Source organism: Xanthomonas nasturtii, from assembly GCF_023337365.3.
Taxonomy (GTDB): Bacteria; Pseudomonadota; Gammaproteobacteria; order Xanthomonadales; family Xanthomonadaceae; genus Xanthomonas; species Xanthomonas nasturtii.
On sequence record NZ_CP142084.2, the window covers coordinates 2,791,352 to 2,815,670 of the forward strand.

Annotated in this window: 17 protein-coding genes and 2 pseudogenes; 4 read left to right on the forward strand and 15 right to left on the reverse strand. The window is 65.4% G+C overall.

Annotated elements, in window-relative coordinates:
* Positions 1–559: 559 nt before the first annotated feature.
* The 6 genes from secF to M3O59_RS12205 form a co-directional block, all read right to left on the reverse strand.
* Positions 560–1,528: a protein translocase subunit SecF gene (gene secF / locus M3O59_RS12180; RefSeq protein WP_116906114.1), complete on the reverse strand. Its 969-nt coding sequence runs from the start codon at positions 1,526–1,528 to the stop codon at positions 560–562.
* Positions 1,529–1,642: 114 nt separating this feature from the next.
* Positions 1,643–3,487, reverse strand: coding sequence for a protein translocase subunit SecD (gene secD / locus M3O59_RS12185; protein WP_181920586.1), 1,845 nt, complete (start codon positions 3,485–3,487; stop codon positions 1,643–1,645).
* Positions 3,488–3,819: 332 nt separating this feature from the next.
* Positions 3,820–4,173, reverse strand: a complete 354-nt coding sequence (yajC, locus tag M3O59_RS12190; protein WP_064634667.1) for a preprotein translocase subunit YajC — start codon at positions 4,171–4,173, stop codon at positions 3,820–3,822.
* Between the two features lie 131 nt (positions 4,174–4,304).
* On the reverse strand, positions 4,305–5,450 hold the full coding sequence (tgt, locus tag M3O59_RS12195; protein WP_116906116.1) for a tRNA guanosine(34) transglycosylase Tgt: 1,146 nt from the start codon (positions 5,448–5,450) through the stop codon (positions 4,305–4,307).
* A 282-nt stretch (positions 5,451–5,732) separates the two neighbouring features.
* Positions 5,733–6,803 (reverse strand): tRNA preQ1(34) S-adenosylmethionine ribosyltransferase-isomerase QueA, encoded by a 1,071-nt coding sequence (gene queA / locus M3O59_RS12200; protein ID WP_249046400.1) that lies wholly within the window; start codon positions 6,801–6,803, stop codon positions 5,733–5,735.
* 286 nt (positions 6,804–7,089) lie between these two features.
* A complete protein-coding gene (locus M3O59_RS12205; protein ID WP_064634670.1) occupies positions 7,090–7,521 on the reverse strand; it encodes an Lrp/AsnC family transcriptional regulator in 432 nt (143 codons plus the stop codon).
* A 121-nt stretch (positions 7,522–7,642) separates the two neighbouring features.
* Between M3O59_RS12205 and M3O59_RS12210 the strand changes: the two genes are divergently transcribed.
* Complete coding sequence (locus M3O59_RS12210; RefSeq protein WP_249046884.1) at positions 7,643–9,139, forward strand: aminotransferase class III-fold pyridoxal phosphate-dependent enzyme; 1,497 nt, start codon at positions 7,643–7,645, stop codon at positions 9,137–9,139.
* Between the two features lie 183 nt (positions 9,140–9,322).
* Here the strand turns inward: M3O59_RS12210 and M3O59_RS12215 are convergent.
* The 3 genes and pseudogenes from M3O59_RS12215 to M3O59_RS12225 form a co-directional block, all read right to left on the reverse strand.
* Positions 9,323–10,703, reverse strand: a pseudogene (locus M3O59_RS12215) (metallophosphoesterase).
* Entirely contained in the window at positions 10,700–11,821 is a 1,122-nt protein-coding gene (locus tag M3O59_RS12220; RefSeq protein WP_116905713.1) for a phytase, read from the reverse strand. The pseudogene M3O59_RS12215 and the gene M3O59_RS12220 overlap by 4 nt, the downstream one beginning before the upstream one ends.
* Positions 11,818–14,379, reverse strand: a complete 2,562-nt coding sequence (locus tag M3O59_RS12225) for a TonB-dependent receptor (RefSeq protein ID WP_181920529.1) — start codon at positions 14,377–14,379, stop codon at positions 11,818–11,820. Before M3O59_RS12225 ends, M3O59_RS12220 begins: the two co-directional genes overlap by 4 nt.
* Before the next feature lie 151 nt (positions 14,380–14,530).
* On the opposite strand from M3O59_RS12225, the gene upp reads away from it, so the two are divergent.
* Positions 14,531–15,163 carry a uracil phosphoribosyltransferase gene (gene upp, locus M3O59_RS12230; RefSeq protein WP_064634675.1) on the forward strand — a complete coding sequence of 211 codons (633 nt, stop codon included), beginning with the start codon at positions 14,531–14,533 and terminating at the stop codon, positions 15,161–15,163.
* A 463-nt stretch (positions 15,164–15,626) separates the two neighbouring features.
* On the opposite strand, the gene M3O59_RS12235 is transcribed toward upp, so the two are convergent.
* The 6 genes from M3O59_RS12235 to rsmD form a co-directional block, all read right to left on the reverse strand.
* Complete coding sequence (locus tag M3O59_RS12235) at positions 15,627–17,384, reverse strand: glycoside hydrolase family 9 protein (protein ID WP_116905711.1); 1,758 nt, start codon at positions 17,382–17,384, stop codon at positions 15,627–15,629.
* A 351-nt stretch (positions 17,385–17,735) separates the two neighbouring features.
* On the reverse strand, positions 17,736–19,514 hold the full coding sequence (gene ggt / locus M3O59_RS12240) for a gamma-glutamyltransferase (RefSeq protein WP_116905710.1): 1,779 nt from the start codon (positions 19,512–19,514) through the stop codon (positions 17,736–17,738).
* Entirely contained in the window at positions 19,511–19,795 is a 285-nt protein-coding gene (locus tag M3O59_RS12245; RefSeq protein ID WP_064630353.1) for a YfhL family 4Fe-4S dicluster ferredoxin, read from the reverse strand. The genes ggt and M3O59_RS12245 overlap by 4 nt, the downstream gene beginning before the upstream one ends.
* A gap of 234 nt (positions 19,796–20,029) precedes the next feature.
* The gene (locus tag M3O59_RS12250) at positions 20,030–20,527 is read right to left on the reverse strand and encodes a hypothetical protein (RefSeq protein WP_064630351.1); all 498 of its coding nucleotides are present in this window, start codon (positions 20,525–20,527) and stop codon (positions 20,030–20,032) included.
* 48 nt (positions 20,528–20,575) lie between these two features.
* Positions 20,576–21,082 (reverse strand): pantetheine-phosphate adenylyltransferase, encoded by a 507-nt coding sequence (coaD, locus tag M3O59_RS12255; RefSeq protein ID WP_039410764.1) that lies wholly within the window; start codon positions 21,080–21,082, stop codon positions 20,576–20,578.
* The gene (gene rsmD / locus M3O59_RS12260) at positions 21,079–21,702 is read right to left on the reverse strand and encodes a 16S rRNA (guanine(966)-N(2))-methyltransferase RsmD (protein ID WP_116905722.1); all 624 of its coding nucleotides are present in this window, start codon (positions 21,700–21,702) and stop codon (positions 21,079–21,081) included. Before rsmD ends, coaD begins: the two co-directional genes overlap by 4 nt.
* Before the next feature lie 234 nt (positions 21,703–21,936).
* Here rsmD and htpG point away from each other — a divergent pair, with 234 nt between their 5' ends.
* Together htpG and M3O59_RS12270 are read left to right on the forward strand one after the other, a co-directional pair.
* Positions 21,937–23,841, forward strand: coding sequence for a molecular chaperone HtpG (gene htpG / locus M3O59_RS12265; RefSeq protein WP_116905708.1), 1,905 nt, complete (start codon positions 21,937–21,939; stop codon positions 23,839–23,841).
* Between the two features lie 247 nt (positions 23,842–24,088).
* Positions 24,089–24,214, forward strand: a pseudogene (locus M3O59_RS12270) (SymE family type I addiction module toxin); the annotation flags it as partial.
* Between the last annotated feature and the right edge of the window lie 105 nt (positions 24,215–24,319).

Consider the following 24,319-nt stretch of genomic DNA (forward strand, 5'->3'; position numbering starts at 1 on the left):
CCGCTACCCAAAACGGCGATGACTGCTCCCCGGAGCCGACTGCATGCGTGCCAGCGAACTCACCGAAGCTGCACCCACCAACGCGTTTGCTCCACCACGGCCTAACTACTATTGGACCGCCAAAATGCGGTGTTGCGCTGAGTATCTTCGATCGCTGGCGCTTTGTGAACTGGGGAAATCCTAGCCGGGGTATGGGATTGCACGACGGCAAGCGGCCGCGACCATGTGGATGCTTGCGGTGTTATCCAGCACAGACGCAGGCGTATGAGATACACCCCCAAAAAAGCGGCGTAACAGCAATTGCAGCGCCCTGGCTACACGATCAGGTGAGCGCCCACCTGCGGGCACGGCACTACAGCCTGCGCACCGGGCAGCCTCTCTGAGCTGGATACAGCGCTTCATCCTGGCCAGCGGCAAGCGCCATCCGGCGCAGATGGACCAGGTTCAAAATCTTGCGTAGTGGCCGTCGCAGTGCACAACCGCACACGCACGACGTCCACCGCCACAAACGAAAAAACCGCGCACTGCGCGGTTTCTCGTCAGACCTTTTGCCAACCCATCAAGGACGACGCGCCAGCGCCTCCACGTCCTTGGCCTTGGGCAGCAGATCCTGCTTGGTCACCGCAAATGGTCCGATGCTCAGCATCGGCACCGCGACGATCACCGAGGAAATCACCACGATCACCGCGCCGATCATGTGCGTCTCGGCCAGGCCTTCCATCGACTCGCCGCCGTAGATGTACAGCGCCAACGCCGACAGGAAGAACATCACCGCGGTGATGACCGTGCGCGAGAGCGTCTGGTTGATCGAACGGTTCAACACTTCCAGCGGCTCCACCCGCAGCGCGCGGAAGTTTTCGCGCACGCGGTCGAACACCACGATGATGTCGTTGATCGCAAAGCCCATCACCGACAGCAGGCCGGCCAGCACGGTCAGGTCGAATTCGCGGCCGGTCAGCGATACGAAGGCCACGGTCACCAGCAAATCGAACAAGGCAGTGAGGCTGGCGACCACCGCAAACTTCCATTCGAAGCGGAACGCGATGTAGATCAAGAAGCCCACCAGCATGAACACCGTGGCATACACGCCGTTCAAGGCCAGGTCCTTGCCCACCTGCGGGCCGACGAACTCGCCCGGCTGCACGGTGGCGGGGTTCTGCGCGGTGCTGACGGCCTTGCGCACTTCCTCGGCAACCGTGGTTGCGGCATCGTCGCGATTATTGTGCTGCTCGCGCGCCTGCAGGCGAATCATCACTTCATTGCCGCCGCGTGCGTTCTGCACCTGGGCATTTTCGAACCCGGCCTTGGACAGCTGCTCACGCACCTGGTCCACGTCCACCGGTTTCTGGAACGAGGTCTGCACCAAGGTGCCGCCGGTGAATTCCAGGGCGTAGTTGAAGCCCTTGCCGACGATGACGCCGACCGAGGCCACCGCGATCACCAGCATCAGGATCAGCACCGGCTTGCGCAGGCGCATGAAGTCGATCTTGGTGTCGTTGGGAATGAGATGGAGCGGGAACAATTTCATGGAAAAGATCTTCCGTTTAGACGTTGCGCACCATCGGGATGCGCAACGCTTGCGAAGGGATTCATCCCTCGACCCCTACAGCTTGGCTGCATGGATCGAGGCCGGACTCGCATCTCAGATAGCGACGGTCTTCAGCTTCTTGCGGCTGCCGTAGATCAGCACCGCCAGCGCGCGCGACACGGTGATCGCGGTGAACATCGAGGCGAAAATACCGATCATCATGGTCAGCGCGAAGCCCTTCAGCGGGCCGGTGCCGAAGGCGTACAAGGCCACCGCCACGATCAACCCGGTGAGGTTGGCATCGAGGATGGTGCCGCCGGCCTTTTCATAGCCGGCGGCAATCGCCGACTTGGCTGGCACGCCCAGGCGCAATTCTTCGCGGATACGCTCGTTGATCAGCACGTTGGCGTCCACCGACAGACCCACCGACAGGGCCAGGCCGGCAAAACCGGGCAGCGTCATGGTGGCGCCGAACAGCGACATCACCGCCACCACGATCAGCAGGTTGAACAGCAACGCCACCGAGGTGATCGCGCCGAACACGCGGTAGTAGATGGTGAAAAACACCAGCGTGAACAGGAACGAGTAGATCACTGCGGTGACGCCGCGCTCCACGTTCTCTGCACCCAGGCTTGGGCCGATCACGTATTCCTCGACGAAATCCATCGGTGCGGCCAGCGAACCGGATTTCAGCAGCTTGGCCAGGTTTTCGGCTTCGGTCTTTTCCAGGCCGGTGGTCTGGAAGTTCTTGCCGAACACACCGGCAATGCGGGTCGGCGACAGGGCTTCTTCCTTGACGCGCACGCTGCGCACTTCCTTGCCGTCGACCATGGTCACGGTGGGAATGCGTTCGATATAGACCACCGACATCAGCTTGCCGACGTTGGCGCTGGTGTAGTCGAGCATGCGCTGGCCGGCGACGTTGTTGAGCGTCACCGACACCGCCGGCATGCCGTTCTGGTCGTTGGACACGCTGGCGCTGACCATCTGGTCGCCGGTCACCAGCGCGCGCTTGTTGAGCAACACCGGCGCGTTGCTGTCGCGCAGGCGGTAGACCTTGGCTTCCGGCGGAATGGTGCCGCTGCGCACGGCGTCTTCGGCGTTGCCTTCGACCACCGCACGGAATTCCAGCGAGGCGGTGGCACCGATCAGGCGCTTGGCCTCGGCGGTGTCCTGCAGGCCCGGCAGCTCGACCACGATGCGGTCTTCGCCCTGGCGCTGGATGGTCGGCTCGGACACGCCCAGCGCATTGACGCGGTTGCGCAAGGTGGTGAGGTTCTGCTCGATCGCACCGCTGGCGATCTGCTTGAGCTCGGCCTCCGGCACCTTGACGGCGATGTTCTGGCCGCTGACGTCGTAGGTCAGCAGCGGCTGCGCCTTGGCCAGTGCCACACGTGCGGCGTCGGCGCTGGCGCCTTCGCTCAGGCTGACCTGGATGCTGTTGTCGCCGCGGCGCTCGACCGAGCGATAGGCGATGCGGCCGTCGCGCAAGGTGGTGCGGATGTCTTCGGCAAAGCCGTCCAGGCGCTTTTCCACTGCGGCCTTCTGGTCGACCTGCATGGCGAAGTGCACGCCACCAACCAGGTCCAACCCCAGCACCATGGGCTTGCCGCCCAGCTTGGCCAGCCATTCCGGCACGGTCGAAGCCAGGTTCAGCGCCACCGTGTAGTTCTCGCCCAGCTGCTGGCGCAGCACGTCGTTGGCGCGGGTCTGGGCCTGCAGGGTGGGCAGGCGCACCATCAGGCTCTCGCCTTCCTTGGTGACCGCCTTGGGCGTGATGCCCGCGCCCTTGAGCTCGCCGTCGATACGGCTGCGCAATGCGTCGTCGAGCTGCGCACCGCGGCTGGCGGTGATCTGCACGGACGGGTCCTTCTGGTAGATGTTGGGCAGCGCATACAGCGCGCTGACCGCCAGCACCAGCAGGATCAGGAAATACTTCCAGCGAGGAAATTCGAGCATTGCGACAGTCCCGCACAGCACCATCCCGGCGCCGCGCCTAGCAGTGAGAACGACTTCAAGCGGCCGATACAACGTCGCGAGCGGTCATCCGGTGGATACGGGCAGTGCGCCGAGCGAAAGCGCCCGAAGGGCGAGTTCCGACTTCGTGCACCGACTGCGCCCGCCTGACGGTGCGCGCAGTTGTGGTGTTGCAGGTGTTCGTGTGCAGCGACGTCTTGAGCATCCCCAAGCACGCATCGGCAGCACGACGACAGCGGTGTGTACGAGCGGCCGCTGGCGGTTTGGAGCACCGGCCGGCAGCGCCAGACGGTGCCCGATGCCGATGGCGCGACTCAGCTGGCCGACTTCAGCGTGCCCTTGGGCAGCACATGGCCCACGGCGCTCTTCTGCACGCGGATGCGCACGTTGTCGGCCACTTCCACGCTGATGAAGTTGTCGCCGATGTCGGTGATCACGCCGGCAACGCCGCCGGAGGTGATGACTTCATCGCCGCGTGCCAGCTTGTCCAGCAGCGACTTGTGCTCCTTCTGACGCTTCATCTGCGGGCGGATCATCAGGAAGTACATGACAGCGATCAGGATGATCGGCAGCGCGAAGGTGGACAGGCCACCCAACGGGCCGGCTGCCGGCGCACCGCCGGTGGCTTGCGCCTGGGCGACGGGGATCAGGAAATCGAGCAAATTCATTCAATGCATCCTAGTTTGGTGCCAGCGCGCCCACGGGCCCACTCGCTATTCAGGTACCGCCAGGGCGGAGCAGCCGGGAATTATGCCATGCGGGTTCGCAACCGTCCGCGCCAGGGCGCGGACAGCCGGTTTCAGCTGGTTTCCCCCGGCAACGGCGGCGTGATGGCGCCGCGTGCCGCATAGAAGGACCGCCGGAACTCCACAAAGGTTCCCGAGGCGATGGCCGCACGCAGGTCGGACATCAATTTTTCGTAGTACCAGAGGTTGTGCAGGGTGCCCAGCATCGGCGCCAGCATCTCGTTGCAGCGGTCCAGATGGCGCAGGTAGGAGCGCGTGTAGCCGCTGCAGCAGGCGTGGCAGCCGCACCCCGGCTCGATGGTGTCCAGGTCGCGTTCGTACTTGGCGTTGCGGATGCGCACGGTGCCGAACGAGGTGAAATAGTGGCCGTTGCGCGCGTTGCGGGTGGGCATGACGCAGTCGAACATGTCCACGCCACGGGCCACGCCTTCGACCAGGTCCTCGGGCCGGCCCACCCCCATCAGATAGCGCGGGCGCTCGGCCGGCAGGCGCGGATGCAGGTGTTCGAGCATGGCGTTGCGCTCGTGTTCGGGCTCGCCCACCGCCAGGCCGCCGATCGCGTAGCCATCGAAGCCGATGGCGCGCAGGCCGTCCAGCGAGCGGCTGCGCAGGTCCGGGTGCACCCCGCCCTGCACGATGCCGAACAGCGCCGCATCGTTGCCCAACCCGTCGTGCGCATCGCGCGAGCGCTGCGCCCAGCGCAGGCTCAGCTCCATCGAGCGCCGCGCCACCTCCTCGGTGGCGGGGTACGGCGTGCACTCGTCGAAGATCATCACGATGTCAGAATCGAGCACCTTCTGGATCTGCATGCTCTCCTCCGGCCCCAGGAACACCCGTGCGCCGTCGGTGGGCGAGGAAAACGTCACGCCCTGCTCGGTGATCTTGCGGCGATGCGCCAGCGAGAACACCTGGAAACCGCCGGAATCGGTAAGGATCGGCCCGTCCCAGCGCGCAAACCCGTGCAGCCCGCCGTGGTCGCCGATCACATCCAGACCGGGGCGCAGATACAGATGGAAGGTATTGCCCAGGATGATCTCCGCCCCCAGCGCGCGGATCTGCTCGGGCAGGATGCCCTTGACAGAGCCGTAGGTGCCAACCGGCATGAATGCCGGCGTTTCCACCGTGCCGCGCGGAAAGGTCAGGCGGCCACGCCGGGCATGGCCGTCGGTGGCCTGGAGCTGGAACTGGAGTCGGGACATTGAGGGGCCGGGATTTGGGATTTGGGATTTGGGATTTGGGATTTGGGATTTGGGATTCGGGATTTGGGATTTGGGATTTGGGATTTGGGATTCGGGATTCGGGATTCGGGATTCGGGATTGGCAAGAGCGGCTGCGGCGGTGGGCGGAAGGCCGCGGCAACGTCCGAGCCCGCTCACTTGATGATTGATTGCCGTGGGCGACGTGGCCGCTGGCTGAGCGTTGAACCTTGGGAAGTCTGAAGCGAGTTTGGCGGAAGCGGGAAGCGCAGCGAACCTCCGCATTTACGAATCCCCACTCCCGAATCCCCAATCCCGGCCCCACAACAACATCGCATCGCCATACGAAAAGAAGCGATAGCGCTGGGCGATGGCGTGCTGGTAGGCGGCGAAGATGCGTTCGCGGCCGGCGAAGGCCGAGACCATCATCAGCAAGGTGCTTTCGGGCAGGTGGAAGTTGGTGACCATCGCATCGACGCTGCGGATGCGGTAGCCGGGCAGGATGAAGATCTGGGTTTCGCCGGCGAACGGCAGCAGTTCGCCGTCAGGCGCCGCATCTGTCTTGCGCCAGGCGCTTTCCAGCGAGCGCACCACCGTCGTGCCCACCGCGATGACGCGGCCGCCGCGCTCACGCGTGCGGCGCACCTGCTCCACCAGCGCGGCACCGACGTTGAGCCATTCTTTATGCATCACGTGCTGGTCGAGGCTGTCCACACGCACCGGCTGGAAGGTGCCGGCGCCCACGTGCAGGGTGACGTGGCCGAACTCCACCCCGCGCTCGCGCAGGCGTGCCAGCAGCGCCTCGTCGAAATGCAGGCCGGCGGTGGGCGCGGCGACCGCACCGACTTCGCGCGCAAACACGGTCTGGTAGCGCTCGCGGTCTTCAATGCCCGGCTCGCGGCGGATATAGGGCGGCAGCGGCAGGCGCCCGGCCTCCAGCAGCCAGTGTTCCAGCGGGGTCGGGATCTCGAAGCGCAGCAGATAGAACTCGCCATCGCGCCCGAGCACCTCGGCCTGGCCGCCGGCATCCAGCGCGATCAGGCTGCCGGCCTTGGGCGACTTGCTGGCACCGATCTGCACCCGCGCCTGCCGCTCGCCCAGCAGGCGCTCGATCAGGATCTCTACCCGCCCGCCACTGGCCTTCTGCCCGAACAACCGCGCTGGGATGACGCGGGTGTCGTTGAAGATCAGCAGGTCACCCGGCTGCAGCAGCTCGGGCAGATCGCGCACCTGGCGGTCGGCCAGCGCCTGTGGCGACGGCGGCACCACCAGCAGGCGGCTGGCCGCGCGCTCGGCCAGCGGCGCCTGGGCGATCAATTCGTCGGGCAGGTCGTAATGGAAATCGGACTTCTTCAAGGCGAGGCGGTACAGCGGTTTGGGGGCGCTAGTTTAGCGGGACATGCTGAGGACATCCTTCTCCCATCGGGAGAAGGTGGCGCGCAGCGCCGGATGAGGGTACCGGCGAAGCACTATTGGCGTTCGAGCACACGGGGGCTCCGCCCCGTACCCTCACCCCAAGCCCCGCTCCGCGCCCCGGCCCGCGCTTGCGGCACGGGCGCTCCAAGGCACGCGTGCCAGTGGCGCGCCAGCCGCGCCTTCTCGCCCCGGGGGGAGAGGGCTTTGCTAGCTCCCGATTCCCCATTTACCGCTCGAACTTCGTCGACAGAATGATCGACGTCGTCGTGCGCTCCACGCCATCAATGGCGCCGATGGCGTCGGTGAGCACGTCCATTTCGTTGACGCCGCCGACCACGCCCAGGGCGATCAGGTCGTAGGCGCCGCTGACCGAATGCAGCAGGCGCACTTCGGGGATGTCGCGCAACGCCTTGACCACGGAAGGCATCTTCTTGGGCAGCACGGTGATCAGGATGTGCGCGCGGATGCGGCCCTGCTCGTAGGCATCGTGGGTGCGCACGGTGTAGCCGCTGATCACGCCGTCGCGTTCGAGCTTTTCGATGCGGCTCTGCACGGTGGTGCGCGACAGCCCGAGCCGGCGTGCGATCTGCGCGGTGGAGGCGCGCGCGTCCTCGCGCAGCAGCGATAACAGGCGTTCGTCGGAGGGGGTGATTTTCACTATGCGCATTCGTTTCGGCGAATCGACGAAAATACCGTACTTCCTGCCCAGATTCACGCTGCCAAACGCCGATCTTCTGCCGATAATAGGAAATACAACGCCACCGTGTAGGAGATGCGCCATGTCCGTCCTTGCCCCGCTCGCCCCGCTGCGTGCCCATGCCGGCCGCCGCCTGACCGATGGCCTGGACGACGCGACCATCGCGCGCCTGGCCCCCAACCATCCCGATCTGCAGCAGGCAATCAGTGCCGCCGCCAGCGACTATGCGCTGGTGCGCGATGACGCCGCCGACCTGCTGGATCTGGACGAAGACGCCCAGATCGGCGCGGTGCAGGAAGGTTTCATCAACTTCTACGCCGACGACGCCGTGACGCCCTATGTGGCGCTTGCCGCGCGCGGGCCATGGGTGGTCACACTCAAGGGCGCAGTGCTGTACGACGCCGGCGGCTACGGCATGCTCGGGTTTGGTCACACGCCGGCGCCGGTGCTGGAGGCCATGGCACGCCCGCAGGTGATGGCCAACGTGATGACGCCCAGCCTGGCGCAGCGCCGGCTCGACCGCGCCCTGCGTGCCGAGATCGGCCACAGCCGCGGCGGCTGCCCGTTCGCACGTTTCATGTGTCTCAATTCCGGCTCCGAAGCGGTGGGCCTGGCCGCGCGTATCGTGGATACCAACGCCAAGCTGCACACCGACCCGGGCGCACGGCATGCCGGCGCCACCATCAAGCGCCTGGTGGTCAAGGGCAGCTTCCATGGCCGCACCGACCGCCCCGGTTTGTATTCCGATTCCAGCCGCAAGACCTACAGCAAGTATCTGGCCAGCTATCGCGACGAGGATTCGGTGATTGCGATCGCCCCGTACGATGTGGCTGCCCTGGAGCGCGCCTTCGAGGAGGCCGTGCGCAATCACTGGTTCATCGAAGCGGTGTTCCTGGAACCGGTGATGGGCGAAGGCGACCCGGGGCGTGCGCTGCCGGCCGAGTTCTACGCCGCGGCGCGCGCGCTCACCCGCGCGCACGGCAGCCTGCTGCTGGTCGATTCGATCCAGGCCGGGCTGCGCGCGCATGGCGTGCTGTCGGTGGTGGACTACCCGGGCTTCGAGCAGCTGGACCCGCCGGATCTGGAAACCTATTCCAAGGCGCTCAATGCCGCGCAGTACCCGCTATCGGTGCTGGCGGTGACCGAGCACGCCGCGCAGGTGTATCGCAAGGGCACCTACGGCAACACCATGACCACCAACCCGCGTGCGCTGGATGTGGCTTGCGCCACCCTGGCCTTGTTTACCCCGGCGGTGCGCGACAACATCCGCCTGCGCGGCGCGCAGGCAATCGCCAAGCTGGAAGCCTTGCAAGCCGAACTCGGCGGGTTGATCACCAAGGTGCAAGGCACCGGGCTGCTGTTCTCCTGCGAGCTGGCACCGCAGTTCAAGTGCTACGGCGCCGGCTCTACCGAAGAGTGGTTGCGCCATCGCGGCGTCAACGTGATCCACGGCGGCGAGAATTCGCTGCGCTTTACCCCGCATTTTGCGATGGACGAAGACGAGCTGGATCTGCTGGTCGGCTTGATTGCGCGTGCGTTGAAGGAAGGTCCGCGTCAGGTGCAGGCCGAGGCGGCCTGATCCGCACTGCCTGACGCTCAACAGTTCAAGGGCGGCTGCCGGTTAAGCAGTCGCCTGAGTGGCCCTGCAGCGGTACGCGATACACCAGCGACCGTTGCATGATCGCGCCCGTGCCTGCTGCGCGGCAAACGACGGCTGCCACGTTGCCGCACAGCAGTGAACGCGGCGGCCTTTCTGTCGCATTTACTCCCAGCACCGATCTGCGCGCCCCTTGAGCGTGGCACTACGCGGGCAATCGCGTGGTGCAATGCGCCCGGGCTCATGCTCGATCAAGCGTTTGCTGCCGTTGCTGTCGCGCTGCAGCTCGAACGCGTCGTACAGCCGCCCGGTGGCGGTGCGCGATTCGTAAACCAGGTGCTGGCTGTCGAGACGCAGCACCTGATAGAGCTGAGTGTCTTCGCCCACCGGGCGCATGGTCTTGCGCGCCATGTCCGAGAGTCGGTACTGCTTGGGCCCGGCGATCGAAACCACGAACAACGGCGTCGCCTGCCCGGCTTCGTCGCCGCGCCGGCCATAGGTGTGGTCGTGCCCCTGCAGTACCAGATCCACCTTAGTGGCGGCGGATCACCGGCAGCACCTGTTCAACCAATTTTTCGTTCTCGCGATCGGCACGTGGGGAAAAGAACGGCTGATGGATCAGCACGATCGACCAGGGATGCGGGTTGTCGGCCAGTACCTTGTCCAGCCACTGCGCCTGCGCCGGGCCGGTGCCCAACTCCAGCGCCGAGGTGCCGTCGAGCACGGCAATGCGTACGCCCTGATAGTCGAACCAATAGCTGGTGCGCGCGGTGGCGGAAGGTCCGTTGCGCGGCAACGCAAAGGTCACTGGCCAGTGGCTGCCCAGCGTGCGGGTCGCCTGCGGCGTCTCGTCGCCTTCTTCGTGATACTCGTGGTTGCCTGGCGCAGGTGCCACTGCGGTGCCTTCCAGCAGCCAGCGCCCGGCCTCGAACCATTCGGCCCATTCGTTATCGTCCTGGCCATCCTTGCCGCTGACCAGGTCGCCGGCGAACAGCGCCAAGCGCGCGTCCGGCGCCGAGCGCCAGGCCTGGCGGATCACCCGCGAAACCAGACTGAGGTTCTTGTTCTGGGTATCGCCGAAATACAGCAGCGTCAGCGGCGTGGCGGGGCTGGCGGCGGTGCGGAAATGATTCCACGCGCCCCAGGTGCCCTGCCCCTGCACGCGATACGCATATAGCGTGTCCGGCTTCAATCCATCGACATCGGCGCGATGGTGATGCGAGCTGCCGTTTTCGCTGGCCAGCGTGGCGGTGCTGGCACGAATGCGACGCGGCGCGCCCACATCCGGCGAATCGCCGGCAACCACCAGTTCCAGCCAGGGCTGCTTGACGCTGGCATCGGTACGCCACGCCACCGCAAACCCGGTGGCCGCGTCCTGCGCCGGTGTGGCGACGATGCGGTCCGGAAAGCCGTCGGCAACATAATGGGTAGAGCCCGCCGGCACCTGCGTGTTGGGTTCGGCAGCACCTTCCGCTGCCGACGCCACACCGCTCGCTGTTGCCATCACCCCCAGCAATGCGCATGCCGCTGCGCGCACGGCCGTCATGGCGCGCACTCTTTCAAACGCAGCGTGCGCGCGATGTCGCGCCAATCGAACGCGGCCACTGCCTGGTCGTCATGCAATGCGTAGAACACGCCACCCGGAAAACGCGCATCGCTGCGTTGATCCAGCCAGACGCCATCGGTGTTGGCGGTGACGCGGCCCGCAAAAGCGCCCACATGCGCCAGCGTCTTGCGGTCGAACACCTGGAACACGCTGCGGTCCTTGAACTGATCGGTGGCGATCCAGTAGCCGCTGCCGTCGCTGCATGCAAACAAGGTGATGCCTTCGGCCTGTGCCTTGAACAGGCCGGTGCCGACATCGCGGCCGCGATAACGCCCGTCCATGCCGTAGTCGCGTAATTGCGTGCCCACGGCTACGTCTTCTTCGGCAATCATCAGGCGCGCATTGGCTTCATCGCCGAACACCGATTCGGCAATCCGCACTGCACCCGCTTCGCTGGTATCGCCGAAGCTCTGGGTCAACCGTGCCTGCCAGCCCTGCCCCGCAGCGTTCAACTGATAGCGACGAAAGCGCTGACCGAGTTCGGCCAGCGGCGGCGGCAGATCCTTGTTGGTCGGCGACATGTAGTTGTCGCTGACCACCACCTCATAGCCGCCATCATGCTTGCGCACCCACAGGCCGTAGGGCTCGCGGAGTTCGTCCTGGCCGAAGCTGGTCAACGGTTCGAAATGGGGCAGTGAAAATACCTGCACGCGGCGGTTGTCGCGCTCCACCACGAACACCAGATCGTCGACTACCGAAATGCCGTTGGGGCGGTCCAGCTTGCCCAGGGCCTTGCCCTTGCCGCCGACCACGCGCAGACGCTTGCCGCTGTCGCCATCGAACACCACCAGCGCATGCGTGGCCTTGGCCGTGGCGATCACCCAACGGCTGCCATCCGGCGCCATCCAGCTGGCAGGGGAATCCAGATTGTCCGCTGGCGTCAGCGCAGTGATGAAGGCTTCCGGTACCACCTGGTGCGCGACCCTGGCCTCGCTGAGCAAGGGATCCTTCAGCAGCGCTTCGTCGGCTTCGCGGTCGGCCGGGGCACTGGCGCAACCGACCAATGCCAGGGCGGCGGCCAGCAGTGTGGTCTGCAACACACGACACGGCACGCTCACAGCGCCACCTTCAGGCCCAGCGCATAGGTGCGGCCGTACTCTTCGTGTTGCAGCGTGCGCGAGGGAATGCCCTGATACAGCTCCAATGGCTCATCCAGCAGGTTTTGCGCTTCCAGATACAGGCTGACGTGGCTGTTGAATTGATAATTCGTGCTGACATCCAGCTGGGTGTGCGGAGCGACATAGATATCGTACGCGCGGCTCTGCCCGATGGTGTCCAGGTACTCGCTGCGATACACCGCTGCCACGCGCGCACTGAAGCCGTATTTTTCATAGCCGAGATGGCCGCTGTAGATGCGCTTGGACGAGCGCGGCAAGGTGAAGTCGTCGCCCGCGCGATTGTCCAGGCCAGGGTTGAAGTCGCTGTCCAGCAGCGTGGCGCTGGCACCGAGCAACAGGCCATTCCATCCTTCGGGCAGGAAGTCCAGGGTCTGCTGCCAGTTGAATTCGGCACCGCGCACCTTCGCGGTGTCCCCATTGATCGAGCGCGTGACCTGCAAGCCCGGAAATTCCGCATCGTTGGTGTTGATGGTCTGCACGATGTAGTCGTCGATCGATTTATGGAACACGCCCAGCGAGATCACGCCGGTGGTGCCGATGTATTTTTCGAACGACAGGTCCAGATTCTGCGAGCGGTACGGATTGAGATCGGAGTTGCCCAGGCTCACTTCGTTATCGCCACGGTTGATGCTCACGCGTGGCGATACATCGCCGAACGACGGCCGCGACAAGGTCTTGTTGGCGGCAAAGCGCAGCACCCAGTCGTTGCCGGTGTCGTAGCGCAGATGCAGGCCGGGCAGCACGTTGGTGTAGCTGCTGGACGCCTCGCGCGGCGTCACCGTCGCGGTGCGGCCGTTGGCGGCCACATCCACCTGGTTGCCGGTGGCGTCGAACTGGGTGTTTTCCACGCGCACGCCGGCGATCATGCGTAGCGCGCCGATATCCCAGGTGCCCATGGCATAGGTGGCAAAGACATCTTCGGTGGCTTTGTAATCGTCCTGCAGCGAGGTCTGCAGGTTGCCGCCCACATCCTGCGGGCGAGCGCTGTACAGCGTGCCGGAGGTGTTCCAGTAACGGCGCATGCCATCCGAGCCGATGCTTTCGCCCAGGGTGCCGCCACGGTGTTCCGGCGCGGCGGTGGTCCAGTCGCTCAGGTCGATTGCCGGGCCGCGTCGCAGTTCGCTTTCATCCACGTTGACATCGCGCTCGCGCCAGCGGCCGAGCACGCCCATCTTCAGGCTGGCATGCTCGCCGTCGAAGCGCACGTTGATCTGCGCGCTGCGCTCGCTGTCGTCCACCCGCTTGGGCGCAAGCACGAACCGGTCGAACACGAAATCGTCGTTGCGCTGCCAGCCGTTGTCGGAGAACCCCAGCCGCGGAATGCCGCTGTTCTGATCGACGCTGGCCGACAGGTCGTCGCCGTCATAGGTGAAGCGCGCTTCCTTTTCGTCGTTCACGCGTTCGGTGGTCTTGGTGTAGCCCAGCTTGTAATCCACCGTGGCCGCGCTCAGGCGGTTTTCACCGCCAAAGCTCAGCGCCATGGTGTCTTCCTTCTTGGTGCGATAGCGCACGCGCTTGGAGATCGCATCGGCCGGCAGATCGGCCACGTTGTAGGTGCCGTCGCCATTGGCGCTGACCTGCCCATCGGCCAGGCCGAAAATGGTGCGCTGACGCGTTTCGGCATCGTCGAAGCGGCTGTAGAGCGTGCGCAGGTAATAGCGGTTGTCCGCATCCGGGCGCCAATCCAGGTTGAGGTTCGCGCCCATGCGGGTACGTTCGATGAAGTATTTGCGGCGTTGTACTTCGCCAGCGAACAGGTCGTCGTCCGCGCCACCAGCGAAGGTGTCGTAGGCAACCTCGGTATTGTCGGATTCGAATTCGCGGTCCTGGTAATTCACACCCACGGCCACACCGAAGGTGCCATCGAAGATGTCGCTGTAGTTGAACGCACCCTTCGGGCTGGTCTTGCCCGACAGCGACTGGTGGCTGCCTTCGATGGAGCCACGCAACGTGCGCCCGTCGCGATCGAAGGCGGAGGTGGATTCGACCTGGATCGCACCACCGATGGAATCGCCAGGCATATCCGGCGTCGGCGACTTGACCACCTTCAGGCGCTCGGTGGAATCGGAGGGAATCACGTCCAGCGGCGCCGAGCGGGTGCCGTCTTCCGGCGTACCCATGGTCATGCCGTCGATGGTGACGCTGTTGAGCGCCGAATCCAGACCGCGGATCACCACAAAACGACCTTCGCCCTGGTCGCGGGTCACGCTGGCGCCAGGCAGGCGCTGCAAGGATTCTGCAACATTCTTGTCGGGGTAACGGCCCATCGCATCGGAGGCCACCGCATCCTGGATCGCATCGGAGGCGCGCTTGAGATCGACTGCGCGCTCCTGCGCTTCCAGCTGCGGGCGCACTTCCAGCCGTTCCAGATCGATGGCGGCTGCACCGCTGGCTGCGCCGATCGCGGCAACAGGCTCTGCCGCATGTGCCTGCGGGCCCCAGCCGGCGCTTGCCAGCGTCAGCGTGATCGCCAGACAGAGCGGAGTCTTGTTCGACACGAGCGCTTCCCCAATCGGTTAAGAATAAGTGGGCACACTATGTCTACGACGTTTCATTGACATGACACCGGTAGCGGCGATCACACCGGATATGTGGCGACGCACGACGCGGCTGCGGCACACTGTGCGTCTCCCTCACCTGTCGCCGCCCATGAAAATCGTCGAAGTTCGCCACCCCCTCGTCCAGCACAAGATCGGTCTGCTGCGCGATGCCGCCTTGAGCACCAAGGGCTTCCGCGAGTTGGTCACCGAACTGGGCACGCTGCTGGCGTACGAGGCCACCGCGAACCTGGACACCGAATCGCACACCCAGCAGGGCTGGGCCGGCCCGGTGACGGTGCAGCGCATTGCCGGTGCGAAGATCACACTGGTGCCGATCCTGCGCGCGGGCCTGGGCATGTTGCCGGGCGTGCTGGCGCTGATTCCGACCGCACGCGTGAGCGTGGTCGGCCTGCAGCGCGATGAAGAAACCCTGCAGCCGGTGCCCTACTTCGAACGCCTCACCGGCCGCCTGGAAGAACGCGACGCGCTGATCCTGGACCCGATGCTGGCCACCGGCGGCACCCTGATCGCCACCATCGACATGCTCAAGCGCGCCGGCGCCCGCCGCATCAAGGGCATCTTCCTGGTCGCCGCACCGGAAGGCCTGAAGGCGCTGGAAGCGGCGCACCCGGACGTGGAGGTCTACACCGCCGCCATCGACGACCACCTCAACGACAAGGGCTACATCCTGCCCGGCCTGGGCGATGCAGGCGACCGGATCTTCGGCACGCGGGTGGAATGAACTGCGCTGGCGTGAAGCCCCTCTTCCTGCGGGGCGGGAAGGCACGGCTTGCGCGCCATTGGCGCGCGTGCCTTGGAGCGCCCGCGCCGCAAGCGCGGGCCGGGGCGCGCAGCGGGGGTTGGGGTGAGGGTACGGCCAAGCGAGGCGTTCGGTGCCTCACCTCTGGCGGCGCGTGGCGACGCGTTTGTCATTGCAGGCACTGGCAACGCATTGAGGCGCACCCTCATCCGGCGCTACGCGCCACCTTCGCCTGACGCGAGCAGGGAAGCCTCCCTGAATTACAGCGGCTTAGCCCCTCTGCCTTCGGGAGACGGGTTGGAGTGAGGGTACGGTGCGTCAGTGTTCCTGCCGACGCCGTACCCTCATCCGGCGCTACGCGCCACCTTCTCCCGAAGGGAGAAGGGGCAGCTGCAGCTGTGCGATCGCTACGATGGTGCAGGCACCACCTCGAAAAACGCACGTCCTAACGCGTCGACACCTCAATCGCCGCGCTCACATACACCAGCGGTGCATTCCAGTTAATGGCCACCTCGTTGGTGGCGTAGCTGCAGGTGTTGTCCAGGTACGACAGCGCCGGCAGCTTGGACGGATACGGCACCTTGCAATCCTTGGCATCCTGCTGCCCCGGCTGCGGGCCACCGGCCAGCCAACCCGGCACCGGCGCGTCGATGCCGTCGGCCTCGGAGGGGCGGTGGTGGACATGCAACGGCGTGCGCTGCCCGACTCCGGTGACGAACGAAAGGCCCAGCGGATTGCGCCCCAGGATGTAATCCAGCTGCGACTGCGCGGCATCCAGAAATGGCCGCTGCTGGGTCAGCCGGTAGCCCTGCATCAACATCATCGCGCGGTTGAGTACGACTGCATTACTGCCCCACACGAAGTCGGTATCCGTCATCGCCAGACGCCATGGCGAGGACTGCCATTCATCGGCAAGACGCTGTGCCAGCCCGGTGATCTCGCGCGTGATGCGGGCACGATCGGCGTGCGGGGTGAGTGTGTCGCGCTGCGCGGCCAGCGACATCCAGGCCAATCCGCCCACGCTGCCCCAGTTCGGCACGCTGGCCGGCACGGTGCGCGCGATCATCGCGTCGTAAAACCCATCCTCGCGCGTGCTGATGTACAACTCTGCCGCCGCCCAGGCGAATTCGTCGTCCACCTGCGCGTCGTCGTAACCGCCGGTGCGCACATCGTCGGGCTGGCGATAGATCACATCCGGATGCTGCTGTGCCCATGCCCACGCGGCCCGCGAGGCGTTCAACATGCGCGCAGACACACCCGGATACTGTTTTTCGAACGGCGCATACACGCGACTGGCCGCGGCCATCACCGCAGCAAAATCCAGCGTGGCCGCAGTGGCCTTCATCACCACATAGCGTTGCTGTCTGGCTTGGTCCGGCATCACCAACCCGTCAAACTGCTTGTCGGTGAGCTTGTGGTAGACGCCGCCATCGGTCGGGTCCTGCATGGCCAGCATCCATTCCAGGTTCCACCAGGTCTCCTGCACGATGCCGGGCACGCCGGGCGCATCGTTGGGGATGGTCAAGGGCTTGGCCTTGAACAGCGCCGGGTAATGCTCGTAGGCGGCCAGCAAGGTGTAGGTGCTGATACCGGAGTTGACGATGTATTTGTTGTAGTCGCCGGCGTCGTACCAGCCCTTGGGCGCGCTGATCACGCTCTCGGCCGGGCGCGTGGCCGATGCCGCCGAGGGATGGATGCGCACCTGCGTGTCCGGATGCCCGGCCGCACGCGCATAGCGCCCGGCAAACTGCGCCGGCAGCGCGGTGCTGGCACGGTTGAAGTAGAACGCCTTGAGCGAGGCATCGATCACAGGCTCATACGCATGTGGGTCGATCGGGAATGCATCCGAGGCCAGCAACCCATCGATCTTCAAGCGATAGGTGCCTGGCGTGCGCACGCCGGAAAAATCCGCCACCCGCGCCTGCTGCCCGGCCGGCGTCCATAGTGCGGCCGGCTGCAAGGTGCCCTGCAACACGCGGCGCCCGTGCGCGTCTTCGACCGTAAAACGGCCCGAACCAGTCGCCGCGCCCTGCGGCAGCCCGACGACTGCGAGTTTTGCCGAGCCCGGCAGATAGCCGAGCTGGTTGACGTGGATGGCAGCGCTGGTGGGGGCTGCAGCCTGATGGCCGGACGTATCGGCAGCGCAGGCGAGGATGGGCGATGCAATCACCATGCTGGCGAGCAGAGTTTTGAAGAGTGTCATGCCGCGATGGTGGCCGCATTGCCTGACAGCGACAAGTCCAATCCGGGCATAGCCGCTGCGTGAATCCGCATTCCCGTTGCGGTGCGTGCACGGCAACCGACCCAGCGCGGCGCCGCAGCCTTATCGACACAACGCTGCACCCGCGCCGATCAGCCACGCGTGCAACCCGGCCACCGCTACGCCAGTAAGCCGCCGCGCAGGTGTGCGGCACGCGCATCCAGCGTTTGGCCGCATTGACGGCGCCTGGCACCGGAATCAGCAACGCGTGACAGCCGCACAATCGAAACCCGACAACAAAAACGCCCGGCACCATCGCTGGCAACCGGGCGCCTGATCAAGCGGTCCCGGCAATCAGCGTGGCGCTGTCTCCAGCTGCACCTGCGCCTTGCCCACCGGGTTGCGCGGGTCGCTACCGCCGCTGAGCACATTGCTGCGCTTGTCCCATTCCACCGTTTGCAGGTTGCCCCACACGTGGCTGGAACCGCGGCCGCCTTCGGCGCTGTCGCCCGGCAGCTTGAGGGCATGGCCCATCGCCTGCAGGCCCTTGGCGGTTTGCGGCGAGAACGCGTCGGTTTCGGCGTCGATCACGTCCGGCAGCCACTGGTGGTGATAGCGCGGCAAGGCGCTGACGGCCTGCGCATCCAGGCCGGCGTCGTAGCCCAGGATGCCGAGCAGCACCATGGTGATGATGCGGCTGCCGCCCGGCGTGCCCAGCACGATCGCCTTGTCGGCCGACTCCATGAAGGTGGGCGTCATCGAACTGAGCATGCGCTTGCCCGGCTTGGGCGCGTTGGCGGCGTAGCCCATCACGCCGAAGGCATTCGGGGTGCCCGGCTTGAGCGCGAAGTCGTCCATCTCGTTGTTGAGCAGCACGCCGGTGCCCTTGGGAATCAGGCCCGAGCCGTACAGCAGGTTCACGGTCTGGGTGGCGCCGACGCGGTTGCCTTCGCCATCGATGATGGAAAAGTGCGTGGTTTCGTCGTCTTCCAACGGGGTGGGGTTGCCCGACAGCAGATCGCTGGGCGTGGCCTTGTCCGGGTTGATGGTGGCCCGCAGGCCTTGTGCGTAATCCTTGCTGGTCAGCACGCGCTGCGGCACGTCCACGAAGTCCGGGTCACCCAGGAAGAAGGTGCGGTCGCGGTAGGCGCGGCGCATCGACTCCACCACCAGATGGGTGCGGTGCACGTCATCGAGTTTGTTCAGGTCCCAGCCTTCCAGAATCTGCAGCATGGCGGCCAGCGCGATACCGCCGGAGGACGGCGGCGGCGCGGTGGTGATCTTCCAGCCGCGGTAATCGAACTGGATCGGCGTGCGCTCCTTGACCCGATACCCGGCCAGCTCGGCGGCCTTCCACTGGCCACCGGCCTGCTTCACGCCGGCCAGCAGCTTCTTGGCGGTCTCGCCCTTGTAGAAGCCGTCGAAGCCCTTGTCGCCGAGCAGCTGCAGCGTATGCGCCAGCTCCGGCTGCTTGAAGATCTCGCCTTCGGCAATGGGTTTGCCGCCGCGCAGATACACCTCGCGCGTGCCGGGGTAGCGCTCCATCACTTCGCGCCGCGAGGCATAGCCCTTGGCCATGCGCGCGTACACCGGGAAACCTTCGGTCGCGATGCGGATCGATGGCGCCAGCGACTGCTTCAGCGGCAGCCGGCCGTGCCTGGCCGCCAGCTCCACCAGCGCCGCCGGCAGACCGGGAATACCGGCTGACCAGGGGCCGTTGACCGAGCGGTCACGGTCCAGCTCGCCTTTCTTGTCGAGGAACTGCGCTTCGGTGGCCGACTCGGGCGCGGTTTCGCGCGCGTCCAGCATCACGTCCTTGCCGGTCTTGGCGTCGTGCAACAGGAAGAAACCGCCGCCACCCAGCCCCGAGCTGATCGGCTCGACCACCGCCAGCGTGGACGACACCGCAACCGCGGCATCGAACGCATTGCCGCCCTCGCGCAGGATCTGCAGGCCGGCATCGGTGGCCAGCGCATGGCCGCTGGCGATCGCCGCGCCAGGCGGATGCGCGGCAACCGGTACGGTGCTGGCCGCTGCCGGCTTGGCGCCGTCGGCAGACCACACAGGCAGTGCCAGCACAAAGGCCAGCAACAACAGGCCGCGCGAAGAAAAACGTCGGGAAAAAGTGCTCACGGGGCGGGAGGCTCCTGTTCGTACAGTTCGGGATGATCGCGCTGCAGCTGCAGGAGCTTGGCCAGCAATTGATCATGGGTTTCCGGAATGGCCGGATCCGGGTCGATGCACTCGACCGGGCACACCACCACGCATTGCGCTTCGTCGAAATGGCCCACGCACTCGGTGCAACGTGCCGGGTCGATGACGTAGATGGTTTCGCCCATCGAGATGGCCTGATTCGGGCACGCCGGCTCGCAGACGTCGCAGTTGACGCAGAGCTCGTTGATTTTCAGCGACATATCGACAACACCATGCAATGCGAAGCAGCGCGATTCAACTGCAGGCGCTGGAACGCAACGTACTGCTGCAGGCGGGCGCACATGGCGCGGATCAACACATGGACAACGCCGTGGGCGCCGTCGGAGACCGGCCTGACACGGCCGGCTCCGGTGATGTGTGGATTCAGCAGCATGCTGCTGACTCCGCACACTGCGGCCGGCTGCGCCCTCCCGCGCATCCGGCCTGGTGCTGCATTACTTGGCTTCAACGAAGGTGTATTCCGCGCCCTTGGGCTGGACGATGGTCTGCACGCGCGCATTCTCGGCGGCGTCGCCAATGAACAACACGCGCACGCCCTTCATCGAATCCGGCTGCACGTCCTTGAACGCGGCGTCGATCAGGTCGGCCATCTTGGTGGAGGCGGACGAACCGAAGGCCAGCATGTTGCCCGGCTGCACGCCACGGGCGAGTGCGGTCTTGACGCTTTCCAGCTGACGCTCGTAGCTGCCGGCGAACTCGGCATCGGACTCCGGCGGCAAGTAGTACAGGAACGGGCTGTTGGTGGTGGCGCCCAGGTTCTGGCCGACCACTTCCTGCAGGTACTTCTTCCAGCCGGCGTTGTCGTCCTTGGCCGGGGCCTTCAGCGGCGCCGGTGCGGCAGCGGCGGTCGGCGCCGGCTCTTCCTTCTTGCAGGCGGTGACCGCCAGAGCGGCGATCGAAGCGAGCGCCAGAGCGCGCATGGTGTGTTTCATGAAACTCCTCCCTTTGAAATGCATGTGGTGATGTAACTGCAAAAAAACTCAGGCCTGCGCGCGAGACTCGCGCACCTGCCGCAAAGCCTCGACAACCGACGCCGGCACGAAGCCGGACACGTCCCCGCCCAGCCGCGCAATTTCGCGCACCAGCGACGAGGAAATGAAGCTGTATTGCTCGGCCGGGGTGAGAAACAGGGTTTCCACTTCCGGGATCAGATGGCGGTTCATGCTGGCCATCTGGAATTCGTATTCGAAGTCGGACACCGCACGCAGGCCGCGCAGCAGCACGCCAGCGCCCATGTCGCGCACGAAATGGGCCAGCAGGGTGTCGAAGCCGCGCACTTCCACATTGGCGTGCGCCGCCAGGGCTTCCTGCGCCAGCGCCACGCGTTTTTCCAGCGGCAATGCCGGGCCCTTGGACGGGCTGTACGCCACCCCCACCACCACGCGCTCGAACAGCGGCGCGGCGCGGTTCACCAGGTCGATATGACCGTTGGTGATCGGGTCGAAGGTACCGGGATAGACGGCGGTGCGGCTATTGGCAACGCTCATACGGAGACTACCGGGGTCGGATCGCTCTTCAGTGTAGCAGCGGCCCGGCGGTACAGCGCATAGCGCACCTGCCGGGTGGCGCCCTCGCGGTGCAGGTGCCAGCCGGCCGGCAGCAACGGCGGCGCATCGGCGGGCGCTTCCAGGTACAGCCAGGCGTCGGCGGCCAGATGCGCCGGCAGGCGCTCCAGCACGGTGGGCCAGAGCCCGGCAGCGAACGGCGGGTCGACGAACACGATATCGGCCAGGGCTGCGGGCGCACGCTCCAGCCAGCGCAATGCATCCTCCTGCAGCACCTGCACCTGCGCGGTGGCATCCAGCCGGGCCACGTGCTCGCGCAGCCGCTGCGCCAGGCCGAGGTCGCGTTCGACCAGCGTTGCGTGTGAGGCCCCGCGCGACACTGCTTCCAGCCCCAGCGCGCCGGAACCGGCGAACAGATCCAGCACGCGCGCGCCGGGCACGCGCGGCATCAGCCAATTGAACACCGTTTCGCGCACGCGGTCGCTGCTGGGGCGCAGGCCGGGCAGATCCGGCACGGCCAGCCTGGTATTGCGCCAGCGCCCGCCGACGATGCGCACCTGCCCTTCCGCGCCGCGTGGCGCCGGCCGCAGCGGGCGGCTCATCGCAGCGTTCCTGTCGATGGCGAACGGGTGCAAGGCGGCGGTGGCGCGAATGACGGCATGGCTCAGGACAGGACGAATGGCCGGCCATGATAGCGCCGCCATTGCCACGGCCGCCCTGCCCGGCAGGCACGCGCGGCCCATTCGCCGGGGCCCGCCTTGAAAAATCGGCAGAAGCCCGCATCCCCCAGGCCATCGGCCGCGTTGCGGCCTGGACCACCATGGAGCACGACCCCAATGACCGTTGATACCGACAAGCAGACGCTGGGCTTCCAGACCGAGGTCAAGCAGCTGCTGCAGCTGATGATCCATTCGTTGTACTCGAACAAGGAAATCTTCCTGCGCGAGCTGGTCTCCAATGCCGCCGACGCCGCCGACAAGCTGCGCTTCGAAGCCTTGGTCAAGCCCGAGCTGCTGGAAGGCGGTAGCGAGCTGCGCATCCGCGTCGACTACGACAAGGACGCACGCACCGTCACCATCGACGACAACGGCATCGGCATGAGCCGCGAGGATGCGGTCTCGCACCTGGGCACGATTGCAAAGTCCGGCACCGCTGACTTCCTCAAGCACCTCAGCGGCGACCAGAAGAAGGACGCCAACCTGATCGGCCAGTTCGGTGTCGGCTTCTACAGCGCCTTCATCGTCGCCGACCAGGTGGACGTGTACTCGCGTCGCGCCGGCCTGCCCGCCAGCGAAGGCGTGCATTGGTCTTCGCGTGGCGAAGGCGAATTCGAAGTTGCCAGCATCGACAAGCCCGAGCGCGGCACGCGCATCGTGCTGCACCTCAAGCAAGGCGAAGACAGTTTCGCCGATGGCTGGACGCTGCGCGGCATCCTCAAGAAGTATTCCGACCATATCGGCCTGCCGATCGAGATGCGCAAGGAGCGCCACGGCGAAGACGCCGACAAGCCCGCCGAACCGGAGTGGGAAGCGGTCAACCGCGCCAGCGCCTTGTGGACGCGCCCCAAGTCCGAGATCAAGGACGAGGAGTACCAGGAGTTCTACAAGCACGTGGCGCACGATGCAGGCAACCCGCTGGCGTGGAGCCATAACAAGGTCGAAGGCAAGCTGGAGTACACCTCGCTGCTGTTCGTGCCCGGCCGCGCCCCGTTCGACCTGTATCACCGCGATTCGGCCAAGGGCCTGAAGCTGTACGTGCAGCGCGTTTTCATCATGGACCAGGCCGAACAATTCCTGCCGCTGTACCTGCGTTTCATCAAGGGCGTGGTGGATTCCTCGGACCTGTCGCTCAATGTCTCGCGCGAAATCCTGCAATCCGGCCCGGTGGTGGACTCGATGAAGTCCGCGCTGACCAAGCGTTCGCTGGACATGCTGGAAAAACTCGCCAAGGACAAGCCGGACGACTATGCGACCTTCTGGCGCAACTTCGGCCAGGCATTGAAGGAAGGCCCGGCCGAAGATTATGCAAACCGCGAAAAGATCGCCGGCCTGCTGCGCTTCTCGTCCACCCACGACACTACTGGCGCGCAAAGCGTGGGCCTGGCCGATTACGTGAGCCGTTTGGCCGAAGGCCAGGACAAGCTGTACTACCTCACCGGCGAGAGCTACGCGCAGATCAAGGACAGCCCGCACCTGGAGGTGTTCCGCAAGAAGGGCATCGAAGTGCTGCTGCTCACCGACCGCATCGACGAATGGCTGATGAGCTACCTCACCGAATTCGACGGCAAGTCGTTCGTGGACGTGGCACGCGGGGACCTGGACCTGGGCAAGCTGGATTCGGAAGAAGACAAGAAGGCGCAGGAAGAAGTTGCCAAATCCAAGGAAGGCCTGGCCTCGCGCATCAAGGCCGCCCTGGGCGACGACGTCGCCGAAGTGCGCGTCTCGCATCGCCTGACCGATTCCCCGGCCATTCTGGCCATCGGCCAGGGCGACCTGGGCCTGCAGATGCGCCAGCTGCTGGAAGCCAGCGGCCAGGCCGTGCCGGAAAGCAAGCCGGTGTTCGAGTTCAACCCGGCCCATCCGCTGATCGAAAAGCTGGATGCGGAACAGGATATGGACCGCTTCGGCGACTTGAGCCGGGTGCTGTTCGACCAGGCCGCGCTGGCGGCGGGCGACAGCCTCAAGGACCCGGCTGGGTATGTGAAGCGGTTGAATAAGTTGTTGTTGGAGTTGTCGGCGTAAGCGGCAGCTGCACTGGGTGTCATCCAAAGACCGGCCTGCGCGCCGGTCTTTTTTTGCGCATTTCGGCAGGCACAAGACATACGTTAAGGCAGGCACTCGGCTTCGCACAGCTGCCGCATGTCGTCGACGCTGGCCAACCGCCAGGATGGGTGGCCTTGCGATCTCTACTCGACCAGGCAGACGCGGCGCAGCGGACTGCAGCCAACTTACCTCATCACAGAGTGCAGTGGATCGTCGACAGATTTCCCGCTTGCGCTTGCGGGGGCTATCGTTGGAGCAGTTGCGACTTGCGGTTGGTTGCAAGTTGCAGCCCGTTGCGCGTCGAGGTGAGTTGGTGGTGGTTGCTGCGGAGGATTCCGTGGCGAGGCGGTGAGGCAACGTGGTGCGATGGATTGTCGTTGGGGCGTCGCCTCCGTACCCTCACCCCAACCCCTCTCCCGGAGGGAGAGGGGCTTTTTCCCATACGCTGGTTGCTTCT

Bases quoted from the DNA above. Each gene is read 5' to 3' on its own strand.
- secF (WP_116906114.1), bottom strand. From the start codon at position 1,528: ATGAAATTGTTCCCGCTCCATCTCATTCCCAACGACACCAAGATCGAC.
- secD (WP_181920586.1), bottom strand. From the start codon at position 3,487: ATGCTCGAATTTCCTCGCTGGAAGTATTTCCTGATCCTGCTGGTGCTG.
- yajC (WP_064634667.1), bottom strand. From the start codon at position 4,173: ATGAATTTGCTCGATTTCCTGATCCCCGTCGCCCAGGCGCAAGCCACC.
- tgt (WP_116906116.1), bottom strand. From the start codon at position 5,450: ATGTCCCGACTCCAGTTCCAGCTCCAGGCCACCGACGGCCATGCCCGG.
- M3O59_RS12210 (WP_249046884.1), top strand. From the start codon at position 7,643: ATGTCCGTCCTTGCCCCGCTCGCCCCGCTGCGTGCCCATGCCGGCCGC.
- upp (WP_064634675.1), top strand. From the start codon at position 14,531: ATGAAAATCGTCGAAGTTCGCCACCCCCTCGTCCAGCACAAGATCGGT.
- M3O59_RS12235 (WP_116905711.1), bottom strand. From the start codon at position 17,384: ATGACACTCTTCAAAACTCTGCTCGCCAGCATGGTGATTGCATCGCCC.
- M3O59_RS12245 (WP_064630353.1), bottom strand. From the start codon at position 19,795: ATGTCGCTGAAAATCAACGAGCTCTGCGTCAACTGCGACGTCTGCGAG.
- M3O59_RS12250 (WP_064630351.1), bottom strand. From the start codon at position 20,527: ATGAAACACACCATGCGCGCTCTGGCGCTCGCTTCGATCGCCGCTCTG.
- coaD (WP_039410764.1), bottom strand. From the start codon at position 21,082: ATGAGCGTTGCCAATAGCCGCACCGCCGTCTATCCCGGTACCTTCGAC.
- rsmD (WP_116905722.1), bottom strand. From the start codon at position 21,702: ATGAGCCGCCCGCTGCGGCCGGCGCCACGCGGCGCGGAAGGGCAGGTG.
- htpG (WP_116905708.1), top strand. From the start codon at position 21,937: ATGACCGTTGATACCGACAAGCAGACGCTGGGCTTCCAGACCGAGGTC.